The organism is Pseudoalteromonas sp. TAP-3C, assembly GCF_059888565.1.
Window position 1 is genome coordinate 2882079 of sequence record NZ_CM187618.1, and the last position, 12974, is coordinate 2895052.

Below are 12974 nucleotides of genomic sequence, written 5' to 3' on the forward strand. Positions count from 1 at the left end.
TTATTCTCCTTTTGTCTCTACAACTGGACTACCTAGCAAATCCGTATGTATAAATATAGTTTGTTTTTTCAAAGCCACGCTATTACTCCAAAGCCCACTGTTAGCGCAAGATATATAACTACACGCCATAACCCTAATGCTCGAAATACCAACTGGTAGAGGTGAAAATGTGACTGAATTAGAATCAACTTCCCTTAACAAAACCCAATTACCATTGCTATCTAGACCTTCAACACGATATTTACTTGCATGCCGAATATCATCCCAAGTAATAGTGACGCCATTTGCAAGTTTTACTAAACTCACATTACTCGGTTGGCTATATTTATCACTTGGTATAAACGGAATGATGATAAAATTACCGCCATTACTAATCGGTATCCATGTAGTTTCTGCTTTTAATGTTCCTGTAAAAAGCAACATTAGCATTAGTATTTTTTTCATAGTCCCTCACGGATAATTTTGGGTGTTTCATAATTAATTCTTAAAACGAAATCCGAATAATTATTCTATAAACATTTGGCGTAACACCCCAAGCATCACAATTATCCGCATCACTGTATGCAAGCATTACTGTTTGACCCGCCATTTTGGCTGCTAAAAGTGTACTATACATACGGTTTCTCGACTCTTCTGAGTATGTGGCTGGTATTATAAAGTATTCTTTATTGCTACAAGCGGCTATGGGCGAACCATTATTATCTTTTAATTTAACGAGTATTTTATTTCTATCATATACTGACAAGGACTCTACTTGCCCTGATGAATTAATCCATTCAGCATTTGCCTCAGTAGCTATAATGCAGGTGGTGATAAAAATAATTTTACGAATTAATTTGTTCATTTTTTAATAATCATCCAATTAAAGTTTGTGATCTAAACCGATAAATTTACTTCTTTACATGAAACAATCACAGGACTGAATATAAGATTTTTTGCTAATGCCAAAACAATTTACCTTACATCGCTTTTCAAGCTTCAGCTTAAGCATTGTTAACTTTGAGTTAACGCTAAACAAACAGTACTTAGGATCTTCCTAATCCAGAAGTCAGATCGGCTCCTAATTTAATATAAGTTGTATATGAGTTGCTCTCGTAAGAAAAAGCGACCTGACTAAATGACAAAGTAAAAAAACCGACTTTCAAGTTACTAGTTTGCTAACTTTTAGTGAGATTTGGTTAATAACCACCAACTATTACCCAATTAAAATTAGTCGCCCATCCCCAACTTTTCACTGATGCGCAAGGCGTAGAAGGGTTGAATGCAATATTCACAGACTCATTTTGAGTTTTAGCCGCAAGTAATTGACTATAAATTACTTTACATGCTTCAGCCCCTACATCGTTTATTTTGCTATGGACACTACAAAGATATGTCATAGGTAATCCGCCAGGACCACTGACTGCAATCGCGCCTGTTCGGCCTATTGCAAGCTGCTTGACCTTACCAATGCAATACGAATCTGCAATTGAAGAAAATGATATTCCACTCAACATAATTACTAACATAAATTTATACATAACCACTCCTTTAAATTTTTTAAATTAACTATACACCTGTCATTCCGCACCCTAAATCTGAATTAAATTAGTTCATTAAATGAGCGGTTGATCGAATTTTGTTAAAAAATACTTGACGGCGATCCCCATATTTGATCTATTACTCTCTTTTGAGAGCGCGTATTTATGTCTATCCCTTATGCCCAAAAACTCGAACACCACGGCTTAGTTGCTGGATTTTGTCACGATCTAGGTTTTGTCGATATTATTGATAACGCACTCGGTGGCGTGGCGCCTGAGCGCAACATCAGTTGTGGTCAATTAGTGTTGGCTATGGTGCTAAACGGCCTAGGTTTCACTGGTCGCACACTGCATATGTACAGCGAGTATTTTCAAGGCAAGCCGCTTGATAGATTGATAGGTGAAGGCGTAAAGTCCGAGCACATCAACGACGATGCGCTTGGTCGCTGTTTAGACACCTTATATGAATACGGCGTATCGAAGCTGTATCAGCAATTGGATGAGGCGGTGGTAGAGAAATTAGGGTTACAAACCGAAGCTTTACACCTTGATTCAACAAGCTTTCATTACGATGGCAAAGCGACAAGCGAGCCTGATGATGACGAACCAAAACCTATCCGTATCGCGAAAGGTTATTCGCGCGACCATCGCCCTGAGCTCAACCAAGTGATACTCAATCTTATCTGTGAGAACCAATCCGGCATACCGGTTTATATGAAACCTGCCAGTGGCAACAGCAATGATATGGAAGGCTTTAAACAGATTGTAAAGGCGCATATTGGCAGTTTAAAAGCCGCGCAAGCCAGCCGCTATTTGGTGGCCGATGCCGCCTTGTATGTGCAAGAAACGATTGTAGATTTACATACTCAAGGCCAACTGTTCATTACGCGGGTACCGCAAACCCTCAAAGAAGCTAAAACCCTTGTTAAGCAAGCCCCTAACTTGAATTTTACCCCTATCTCACCAGGCTATGAAGGCGTCAGTTATGACAGTGAATACGGGGGTGTGAAACAAAAATGGCTACTCATTCGCAGTGAGCAGGCGTATAAGCGAGAGCAGCATAACCTGAACAAGCGTATGCTAAAAGCCGGAGAAGTTGCCCGCAAAAGCTTTAAAAAACTGTGCCAACAACGCTTTGCTTGCGAAAAAGACGCACAAAGCGCCCTTATAAAATGGCGAGGTAAACAAGCGGTATGTGATGTGGATGCACATGTTGTTGAAGTAGCCATTTTTAAGGGAGCAGGACGCCCTAAACTCGGACAATCTCCTGAGCGTATCGAATACCAGATTACGGGTGCATTATGCACACCACTGGCATCCAGAAAAGCCGCTTTACAACAACTGGGGTTATTTATTATTGCCACCAATGATGTTAGCGACCATCTTGACATGGCAAACTTGCTGAGCAGCTACAAAGCGCAGCAGAATGTAGAAAAAGGCTTTCGATTCTTGAAAAGTCCCGACTTCCTTACGAGCGCTATTTACCTGAAAAAGCCTGAGCGCATTGAAGCGTTACTCATGGTAATGACTTGCTGCCTAATGGTGTACGCGGGGTTAGAGCATCAAATTCGCAAAACCTTGGTCGAGAAAAACTGCTACTTCCCCACAATGAAATACAAGCCGGGCCAACGCCCCACGGCACGCTGGGTGTTCCAGTGCTTCGAGCATATCATCATAATGTATTGGCCTGATAAGCCACCCATGGTGGCGAACATGCAGCCGCGCAATCAAACCATTGTTGATTGCTTGGGTGAAAAATATCAGCGGATTTATTCTTAAAATGGGTGCGGAAGATCGGATACACCTCAATTTCGCCTTATGGGTTCAAGCTATTAAACATAGTAAAAAAACACTTTCATTTTTCAAACATTTAAGCAGAAATGAAATTGAAAAAAACGCATCATATTTAGGCTGGTTTGGAAATAGATAATAACTAGTACAGTGAAACCATAAGTAATCAAATCAACATAGGTGCTACTTATATTATATATTTCCTGGTACTTGAGCAGATGTTGTGCCTGCCGTCGTTTTAAATGTAAGTAACATGAAAATTGTTACTTTTATGATTTTAATTCTTTGTGAATTATACTTTTTATAGTGTTTTGTTAGGGTTTTACACCCTAAAAACATTAAAAGAGATAAAGTTATTATATTCTTTAGAAAATTCATTATATTCGATCCGTGAACTATATTAAAAATCATCCCTATGCAGGATGAACCTAATCAGGGGCCAGGATAATAAAGAAGAAAATACGATTTGTAAATATCTCAATTTTTAATACAGTAAAAAATACCAAATCATTTGACCGATCAAAATATTCGTGACTTATAATAGTCTTTATTTATAAATCAACATAAAATCTAACATTATCAGCCAAACTTTCGGACACCTCACAGACATACGGGTAAACATAACCAAGCGCCACTCGTTGGTTAATATTCTGACCATCACCATAGGCGCGGTTATTTGTGATTGTGATAACTTTCAAACCATTGAGGAGTATAGCTAAATCAAGATTGATTGGTTCAGGCAGTTTCTTGATCTGCCGTATGACCTCTTTAGTCATAACACTTTTAACGATGAACTGAACCTTATTAAACCCACTGAGTTTGCACAAGCATTTACGCAGTGGGTCGCTGGTTTGGCTGACTTACACGAAGATATTGTCGCTTTGGATGGCTATTGTCGTTTTGGATGGCAAAGTGCTTCGCTGCACCTTGGATAAAGCTCTTGGTAATCCAGCAATCTACCTAGTAAGTGCCTGAACGGTTGAAAACAATCTGTGCTTTGGTCAAGTTAAGGCATCAGATAAATCAAATCAGATCATCGTTATTCCAAAGCTGCTGGCACTACTTGATATCCAAGGTGCAACCATTACTACCGTGGAGGAGCATGTGCGTATTGAACAACGGCAGGTTTAGCTTACCTCTAAGGTGAAATGGCTGATTGAACGCCATCCAAAATGACGCGCGGTAAATGCCATCGCGGTGGTGGACTCAAGTAGGGAGTTGCCCGGTAAAGGGAGCTCAAATGAAAGACATTATTACATTAGTAGCCACGGAGATGCGACGGCAGAATTTATCTGTCATGCTGTACGTAGCCATTGGCAAGTGGAAAATAAATCGAATTGACAGCTTGATGTTAGTTTTAACAAAGACGGCTGCCGACTTAGAAGCGGACATGCGGCTGAGAATTTTACATTAATGAATAAAGTTGCTCTATATCAGACATTGATCAGACCCCTATACCACTTTTTCTATTTTATATAAATGCATAGCGTGACCGCCAATGAATCTTATTATTTTTTCTCGTAGCTCATTAAACCCATCTAAGTAGGTTTTATCTCCATGCTGAACTAAATTGATACCTTCAAAACATTGAAATATCCACCTTAATGTGGGTCTTTCTATTGGCTGATTAATTTGGTTTGGAATGGTTGCTTTTACTTTCTCCATGTTCGCCCTTAATCGTCTTTGAGCTATTGAATATACTAATAAAGAGAGTGTCATTATCATCAACAGTGCATCTATTCGGCTTGGCTTTTTTATAAATAATGATGAGACAAAAAATAACGGATCTTTTAAAAATCTAAAGCCTTTTTCTACTTCAGACTGTGCTTTGTAATGTGTGAGTAAATCTTCTGGACTTAGGTCTTTTTCATCTGCATTTGTTGCTAATACAAAGCATGACTTTTGCTCTATTGCCTTTTTAATTGCAGTGCCATTCTCTTCAATCTCTGCGCTTATTTGCCATTCTATACATTTCACTGGCGCACCTTTTTTAGGTCGGCCTTTCCCTTCGTATACTTTATGTTCATTGAACTGCATCGTTGCCACTTTATGATATTTAAATTTTTTCGTTAACTTATTAAGTTCACGTTGTGCATCGGTTTGACATGCAAACCGCTGTGCTTGTAGGTGATAAAGGGCTTTTTTAATCTGGGTATGCGCACGCTCGACTTGTCGAGCGATGCTTTTTACTGCACGGTTATTTGCTGCATTTGAGTAAACAACCATCCATCGCTGATTTATTCCCATGTGCTCAACATTATTAACAACATAGTGATAGTTATCATCAATTTTTATCCAACTGTTATTTTTAATAGCGGTTGAGATGGAGGATTTCTCGAGCGAAATTGTCGAAGGAATGAGTGTTATAAATTGAATCTTAGATAAAAACTCGGCGTTATTTTGATGATATAATTTACAATCAGCGACAAGAAATTTCGGGGTCTTGCTTTTCTTGAACTCATTAACAAGGGCTTTGCTGCGTGCTTCAAAAATAGCGGTATCAGCACTATTGCCATCCCAGTTTTTACACGCAAGTGGCACACCACCATCTTGGCTAACGATAATTTCTTGTACTACTTGTTTCAAATCAGGACGATGAGCTTTGCTATAGCCGTGCGTGATTCTTATTATATTTTCATCGGTATTTTCTTCGTCAACGGCATATTCACCAGTAAGAGAATGACTCGTTGTATCTAATGATTCAAATGTACGATCAACCTGTTCAAGTTGACATGCTTGCTCTGAGACGAGTGAAAATAAGCTTTCACAACCAAAATCAAAGCATTGGTCGAGGGTTCTTCCCAATTTATGACGATTAAAATGCGATGCTTGAACACCTTTACGGAACAAATGTTCAAGAGGCAAATTAGTAAAAAACTGAGGACTGAGAGATAAAGGACGATTGGCAAACCCAAGGCCGTTCATAATCATGCCTTTAACCGCTTCACCTGGGGTAATTTCTTGCTTTTCATCTTGAGGTAAATATTGGTCTAAAAGGGACACTATTTTTAAGTCTGCAATGACACCTGAAACAATACCATGATGATCTAACCGTTTGATTTTTAAGTTCATAAACACCTCGAAGTTGAGGTGTTATTGTATCAAATTACAGCAAACTTAGGATTTTTTTAACCTAACATTAAATAAAAGTTTATGAATTTGGTCTAATCAATGTCTGCTATATCAATGGATGGACTCTGTTCAACAATCTATTAGAAACTCTAAATACATATAAAGTTTGCCATAACATCCAAATTCCAGAGCATTTAACCTTTATTGTAATAGCTCAACAAGGAAATAAATAATGGGCCGAGTTAATTGCTTATTGCTTGAATGAGCAAATTAAGAAAAAAGGAGCAAGTAATTCTTTTCACTCCTTTTTATTATCTATTTTATAGACCTCGCTTTCGCCATAACAAATACACGGCGGGGAGTACTAACAAGGTTAATACGATGGCGCTGAACATGCCGCCGACCATGGGGGCGGCTATGCGGCTCATTACTTCACTGCCGGTGCCGGTGCCATAAAGTACAGGTAGTAAGCCGATGATGATGGTGGCCACTGTCATCATTACTGGACGTACTCGCAGGCCTGCGCCTTCGATAATGGCGTGTTTAAGCTCAATAAAACTAAGCGTTGTACCTGCTTGCTGCGCCTGAGCACATTTTTCTTGATAGGCTTGATTTAAATACACCAGCATGATCACGCCAATTTCAACGGCGACCCCGGCAAGCGCAATAAAACCCACTCCCACGGCGACTGAGAAGTTAAAGCCTTCTAAGTACATGAGCCAGATGCCGCCGATCATCGCCAATGGTAGAGTAGCCATAATAATCGCCACTTCCACAAAGCTTCTAAAGTTTAAGTACAGCAGCACAATAATAATCGCTAAAGTGAGCGGTAATACATAAGCGAGCTTTTCTTTGGCGCGCTGCATATACTCATATTGCCCCGCCCAGGTTATTGAGTAACCCGCTGGTAGCACTAATTGCTCGTCGAGCACCTGGCGCGCATTGTCTACATAACTGCCAATATCAATGCCATCTATATCAATAAAGCTCCAGCCGTTTAAGCGGGCATTTTCACTTTTAATCCCGGCTGGGCCGTCTTCAATAAATACATCGGCCACATCGGCAAGCGCAATACGTTGCCCTGTTGGGGTGACTATGGGCAATAGCATTAACTCTTCTGGCGAATCGCGGTACTCTTGCGGATAACGTAAGTTTACCGGGTAACGCTCTTGCCCTTCAACCGTTTGCGTGACATTCATACCGCCAATGGCGGTAGCAACCACTTGCTGCACATCGGCAATATTTAAACTATACCGGGCGGCTTTTTCACGGTTAATATCCACCTTGATATAACGCCCACCCGCTACTCGCTCTGAGTAAACGGAAGCCGTGCCAGGTACATCTTTAAGTAACACTTCAATCTGTTGGCCAATTTTTTGAATTTCACTCAAATTTGGCCCCGCGACCTTAATGCCCACCGGCGTTTTAATTCCGGTGGCCAGCATATCTATCCTGGTTTTTATTGGCATCACCCATGCATTGGTAAGCCCTGGAAACGTCACTAAGCCATCAAGCTCTTTTTTCAACTTTTCTAAGGTCATGCCTTCACGCCATTGATCTTTTGGCTTAAGCTGAATAAAGGTTTCAATCATGGTCAGTGGCGCAGGATCGGTGGCGGTTTCTGCTCGGCCTACTTTACCAAACACGGTTAACACCTCGGGTACTGTGGCGATGAGTTTATCGGTTTGTTGTAAAATCTGCCGCGCTTTACCAATCGACAAGCCAGGGTAAGTGGTTGGCATATACATTAAATCGCCTTCATCCAACGGAGGGATAAACTCACTGCCAATTTTATTGACCGGATAAAAACCAATAACAGCGACCACCACCGCTAACACTAAGGTCATTTTAGGGAAGCGTAAAACCAGATCCAGCAATGGCTTATATGCGTTGACCAGTAAGCGGTTAACGGGGTTTTTCTGCTCTGAAATGACTTTTCCGCGAATAAAATAGCCCATTAATACCGGTACTAAGGTGATTGCCAAGCCCGCAGAGGCGGCCATGGCATAGGTTTTAGTGTATGCCAGCGGGGCAAACATTCGCCCTTCTTGGGCTTCTAAAATAAACACCGGCATAAAGCTCACAGTAATAATCATTAAGCTAAAAAACAGCGCAGGCCCGACTTCACTGGCGGCATCGGTGACAACTTGCCAACGGTTTTCATTAGTTAACGGGTTTTTTTCCATGTGCTTATGCATGTTTTCGATCATTACAATCGCGCCGTCGGTCATCGCGCCAATGGCGATGGCAATGCCGCCCAGCGACATAATGTTGGCGTTAACGCCTTGCCAGTACATAACAATAAATGCCGTTAAAATCCCCAGCGGTAAGGTGATAATCACCACCAGAGATGAGCGCACATGAAACAAAAACACCACGCAGATAAGTGCCACCACCACCAACTCTTCAAGCAGTTTACTGGTGAGGTTATCTACTGCGTTTTTGATCAAATTAGAGCGGTCATACACAGGCACAATGTCTACGCCATCAGGCAGGCCCTTTTTGAGTGATTCGAGCTTTTCTTTCACCAGCTCTATGGTTTTTTGTGCGTTTTCACCATAGCGCATCACCACTATACCACCAGCGACTTCGCCCTCGCCGTTTAGCTCAGCAATGCCGCGGCGCATTTGTGGCCCAAGCCGGATATCGGCGACATCGCGTAATTGCAGCGGTGTGCCGTTGGCATTCACCCCCAGTGGAATTGCCTCTAAATCGGCGACGCTTTTGATATAACCGGTACTGGTGACCATGTATTCGGCTTCGGCCATTTCCACCACCGAAGCGCCCATTTCTTGGTTACCCTGCTTAATCGCGGTTTGAATCAAACTCAGCGGAATACCATACGCACGCAGCTTATCTGGCTCTACATTGACTTGATATTGCTTTACCATCCCGCCCACTGAGGCCACTTCTGACACCCCAGGGACGGTTTGCAATTCAAACTTTAAAAACCAATCTTGCAAGCTGCGTAACTGGCTAATATCGTGCTGGTTGGTTTTATCCACCAGCGCATATAAATAAATCCAACCCACACCAGTGGCATCAGGGCCAAGCTCTGCGGTTGCGGTGTCGGGCAAGCGGCTCGCTACTTGGCTTAAATATTCTTGTACGCGGCTGCGCGCCCAGTAAAGGTCGGTGTTTTCATCAAAGATGACATACACGTAGGAGTCACCAAAAAATGAAAAGCCCCGCACTGTTTGAGCCCCAGGCACTGAGAGCATCGCCGTGGTAAGCGGGAAAGTCACCTGATCTTGCACCACTTGCGGCGCTTGCCCTGGGTAGGAGGTTTTTACAATCACCTGTACATCGGATAAATCGGGTAAGGCATCAACTGGGGTATTTTTTACCGCAAATAAACCACTGCCAATGAGTATTGCTGTTAGCAATAACACAAAAAAGCGATTAGTCACGGACCAACGAATAACTGCTGCTATCATAATGCCTCCTAATGTCCGTCATGCGATGACATGGCACTATTGTCATTCATTCGCATGTTTGATTCAGCATCAATACGCTGGATCACAAATTCACCGTCTTGCACACTAAAAGTAAATGTCAGCTGATGTTTTGGCTCAAGGCTACTTAAATCAATATGTTCAGCAAATATAAAGTCCATAGTGGCCGGATCTCGGTGCCATTTTTCAATTGCACCACGGCTAATATTGGCAGTGCGTTTGTCTTTATCAATAGTATTAATAGTGCCTATTACGGTGGCCATGTTGTCAGCTTCATTCATCATATGGGTGGAATCCATAATATGAATGCCACTTATCGTGTAACTGCCATCAGCATTTTTAGTCAACTCAAAATGCAGTGTTTGCCCAGCTTGCAGCGCTTGAAAATCAACGCTCTGTGCAACCGTAAAGTCCATTTTCATACTAGGCCAATCGAGCTCTTGGATAGGGTCGTGGCTGATATTCACCCTACGCTGATCGGCCATTACACTATTAACCACCCCTTTGCCCCACACACTGGTGGTAGCTGCTGGTGTTTGCATGCGCTTAAAATCAGCACTTTTGCTGGATTCGGAATCCAATAAGAACTGCGCTGAGGTCACCACTTCATCATCGGCTTTAACGCCCGCTAAAATAACGGCATTATGGCTATCGCTACGGCCCAGTTCGACTGCCACCGATTTAAAGCGCCCTTCACCGAGCGCAACCACAACGCGGTCTTGGCTGCCTGTACGGATCACTGCTTCTTTAGGTACTATAAGTTGTTGCTCAGCGGCTTTGGCATGAATACTCACTTGCGCGAACATATTTGGTTTTAGCTGGTGATCTTGGTTATTAAAGCGTAAACGCACCCGCAAAGTACGGTTTTTGGCATCCAATGTAGGGTAAATATAATCGACCTTACCGCGCCAGCTTTGTCCGGCAATATAATCAAGCGTCATGGTCACTGGTAAACCAATCTCAATCAGCTGCGCTTGGCGTTCAAACACTTCGGCTTCTACCCACACTTCATCCAATTGAGCGATACTCATCATCGAGGTGCCAGGTTTAACATAAAAACCTTCACGAATATTAAGCTCACCAACCACACCACCTTGGCGGGCATAAAAGGTAATGTTTTGCATCACCTTTTTATTCGCTTGTAGGCGCTCGACAAAACCATCCGACACATTCAGTGCTTTTAAGCGCGCCTTGGCCGCACGAATAAGTACGGTGTTATTACGGTTTACAGCCAGTACAAATTCTTCTTGAGCATTTACCAGTTGTGGTGAGTATAAGGTATACAGCGGTGCCCCTTGTTTTACCTGATCGCCGGCGGCTTTAACGTACAACGTTTCTATCCAACCTTCTACACGCGGGTGTATGTGCACCAACTGATCTTGATTGTATTGCACGTAGCCCACAGTATTTACTTCACTTTGCAGAGCCTTGAGCTGTACTTTAGCCGTTCTGACACCAAGGTTATTGATCACTGCGGGCGATATTGTCACCGCACCTGGGCTATCTTGGTCATTGCTTTCATCCTCCGCATAAACAGGCACTAAATCCATACCCATAGGCGATAAACCCGGTTCGTCACGGCGATAATTACTGTCCATAGGTGCCACCCAATAAAGCGGTTTTTTCTCTGCATTGGTGCTTTTAAGCTCTGTAGTACTACCAAAAAAATACAAGCTGCTAGCCGATATCCCTGCACCTGTAAGTACTGCAATAAGTAATTTTAAATTAATGTTCATTGTGCTCTCCTGCTAATTGCTCAACCATCACAGCAGCATCTTTGCTACTGGCGTAATAATTCAGGCGAGCAATAATAATTTGTTGATCAATTTGGATATTCAGCGCATCAATTTTGGCGCTCAGTTCGCTGATACGAGCACGCATTACTTCTGAAAAATCACCATCATCACGGGTATAAGCATTCAGGGTGGCTTGCGCTTGTTCGGCCATTTGTGGCAATAGCTTAGTTTGATACAGTGAGTCTCGTTGTTGTAGCCGTGCAAGCTGGCTAAACTCTTTAAAATACATCCCTTTTAGCTTTTGTAATGTGATCAATTTCTCTGTTTTCACCGACTCAGCTATGGCAATAGCTGCATTGACTTGTTGGTCTTGTCGGTTATCAGTAAATAGTGGTAAATCAATACTCACACCAACTGAAAACAAATCGGCACGGGACTCCCCCATTGGCGTATCATCACGATAGCCATAGCCCATATTTACGCCAAACTGCGGTTTATAACCTTGTTTTGCCACCTCAACTTCGGTTTGTTTAGCTGCTATTGTTTTATCAATCGCGACAAGCGCTGGGTGCGCCATTAATAATGGCATCAACTGTGCAAATTTAAGCTGTGCAAAATCAACTAAAGGCGCTACATCATGACGTTTAGCGCTGACAGGCTGAGCTAACATGCTCATCGGTAGCCATTGCGATAAACGCTTTTTGGCACTTTCAAACTGTTGCTCCAGCATCACCAGTTTATCTTCAAGGCGGGTTAGTTCTAACTGGGCGCGAATAATATCTTGTTGGCGTGTTTTGCCGATTGAACTGACATAGCTTGATTCAGTAATATCAATAAGCTGCGAGAACAATGCTTTATCTTGCTCAATTAACGCAATACTTTGCTGGGCGCGATACGCATTAAGCCATGATTCAGTGACAATGGTTTTTACCTGAGCGAGTCTGTCAGCTCGTAGCCAAGGATATTGCTGCGCTGACAGTGCTAACGCATGCTGCTTAAGCGCTAAACTATCACCACGGCTAAAAGTTTGACTCACGCCAACTTTTAATTGGGTCATGCCTTCTTGGTCAAAAGCAAAGCCGTTGGTAGGTAAATTCATTAGCCCAAGGGTTAATACCGGATCAGGTAACGTACCTGCAGCTAGGCTTTGTGCTTGCACCGCGGCTTGCTGATATTTGTTGGCGGTTAGCCATGGCTCATTATCAAGAGCATAGCTGAGCGCTTGTTCAAGGCTTAATTCATTACTATGTGCTGGAATTGCAGTTGTTAGCATTAACGCTAAAAAACTGACTTTAAGTACTGCGAAGTGATTCATCACTTACTCCACTAAAAATTAAAAAATGATTAATTTAAAGGCAGAAAAGGTGATTTAGATAAATTTTAGATGCACCAATCCTGCA

Annotated in this window: 10 protein-coding genes; 2 read left to right on the plus strand and 8 right to left on the minus strand. The window is 42.2% G+C overall.

Annotation, left to right across the window (positions count from 1 at the left end):
* The 3 genes from AC6H44_RS13525 to AC6H44_RS13535 all read right to left on the minus strand — a co-directional run bounded on the left by AC6H44_RS13525 (position 1) and on the right by AC6H44_RS13535 (position 1520).
* Positions 1-444, minus strand: coding sequence for a hypothetical protein (locus tag AC6H44_RS13525; protein WP_500736122.1), 444 nt, complete (start codon positions 442-444; stop codon positions 1-3).
* A gap of 40 nt (positions 445-484) precedes the next feature.
* Positions 485-844, minus strand: coding sequence for a hypothetical protein (locus tag AC6H44_RS13530; protein ID WP_500736123.1), 360 nt, complete (start codon positions 842-844; stop codon positions 485-487).
* 334 nt (positions 845-1178) lie between these two features.
* Positions 1179-1520, minus strand: coding sequence for a hypothetical protein (locus AC6H44_RS13535; RefSeq protein WP_500736124.1), 342 nt, complete (start codon positions 1518-1520; stop codon positions 1179-1181).
* Between the two features lie 165 nt (positions 1521-1685).
* On the opposite strand from AC6H44_RS13535, the gene AC6H44_RS13540 reads away from it, so the two are divergent.
* Positions 1686-3299 (plus strand): IS1634 family transposase, encoded by a 1614-nt coding sequence (locus tag AC6H44_RS13540; RefSeq protein ID WP_500736125.1) that lies wholly within the window; start codon positions 1686-1688, stop codon positions 3297-3299.
* 563 nt (positions 3300-3862) lie between these two features.
* On the opposite strand, the gene AC6H44_RS13545 is transcribed toward AC6H44_RS13540, so the two are convergent.
* On the minus strand, positions 3863-4087 hold the full coding sequence (locus AC6H44_RS13545; protein ID WP_500736126.1) for a hypothetical protein: 225 nt from the start codon (positions 4085-4087) through the stop codon (positions 3863-3865).
* A 464-nt stretch (positions 4088-4551) separates the two neighbouring features.
* Between AC6H44_RS13545 and AC6H44_RS13550 the strand changes: the two genes are divergently transcribed.
* Positions 4552-4725: a hypothetical protein gene (locus AC6H44_RS13550; protein ID WP_500736127.1), complete on the plus strand. Its 174-nt coding sequence runs from the start codon at positions 4552-4554 to the stop codon at positions 4723-4725.
* 38 nt (positions 4726-4763) lie between these two features.
* On the opposite strand, the gene AC6H44_RS13555 is transcribed toward AC6H44_RS13550, so the two are convergent.
* The 4 genes from AC6H44_RS13555 to AC6H44_RS13570 form a co-directional block, all read right to left on the minus strand.
* On the minus strand, positions 4764-6383 hold the full coding sequence (locus AC6H44_RS13555) for an IS1634 family transposase (protein WP_500735278.1): 1620 nt from the start codon (positions 6381-6383) through the stop codon (positions 4764-4766).
* Between the two features lie 320 nt (positions 6384-6703).
* Complete coding sequence (locus tag AC6H44_RS13560; protein WP_500736128.1) at positions 6704-9820, minus strand: efflux RND transporter permease subunit; 3117 nt, start codon at positions 9818-9820, stop codon at positions 6704-6706.
* 8 nt (positions 9821-9828) lie between these two features.
* Positions 9829-11574, minus strand: coding sequence for an efflux RND transporter periplasmic adaptor subunit (locus AC6H44_RS13565; protein ID WP_500736130.1), 1746 nt, complete (start codon positions 11572-11574; stop codon positions 9829-9831).
* Entirely contained in the window at positions 11564-12889 is a 1326-nt protein-coding gene (locus tag AC6H44_RS13570; RefSeq protein ID WP_500736131.1) for a TolC family protein, read from the minus strand. Before AC6H44_RS13570 ends, AC6H44_RS13565 begins: the two co-directional genes overlap by 11 nt.
* Positions 12890-12974: the final 85 nt, after the last annotated feature.

Coding starts and splice junctions, on each gene's coding strand:
- AC6H44_RS13560 (WP_500736128.1), bottom strand. CDS start 9,820: ATGATAGCAGCAGTTATTCGTTGGTCCGTGACTAATCGCTTTTTTGTG.
- AC6H44_RS13540 (WP_500736125.1), top strand. CDS start 1,686: ATGTCTATCCCTTATGCCCAAAAACTCGAACACCACGGCTTAGTTGCT.
- AC6H44_RS13555 (WP_500735278.1), bottom strand. CDS start 6,383: ATGAACTTAAAAATCAAACGGTTAGATCATCATGGTATTGTTTCAGGT.
- AC6H44_RS13570 (WP_500736131.1), bottom strand. CDS start 12,889: ATGAATCACTTCGCAGTACTTAAAGTCAGTTTTTTAGCGTTAATGCTA.
- AC6H44_RS13545 (WP_500736126.1), bottom strand. CDS start 4,087: ATGACTAAAGAGGTCATACGGCAGATCAAGAAACTGCCTGAACCAATC.
- AC6H44_RS13565 (WP_500736130.1), bottom strand. CDS start 11,574: ATGAACATTAATTTAAAATTACTTATTGCAGTACTTACAGGTGCAGGG.
- AC6H44_RS13535 (WP_500736124.1), bottom strand. CDS start 1,520: ATGTATAAATTTATGTTAGTAATTATGTTGAGTGGAATATCATTTTCT.
- AC6H44_RS13525 (WP_500736122.1), bottom strand. CDS start 444: ATGAAAAAAATACTAATGCTAATGTTGCTTTTTACAGGAACATTAAAA.
- AC6H44_RS13530 (WP_500736123.1), bottom strand. CDS start 844: ATGAACAAATTAATTCGTAAAATTATTTTTATCACCACCTGCATTATA.
- AC6H44_RS13550 (WP_500736127.1), top strand. CDS start 4,552: ATGAAAGACATTATTACATTAGTAGCCACGGAGATGCGACGGCAGAAT.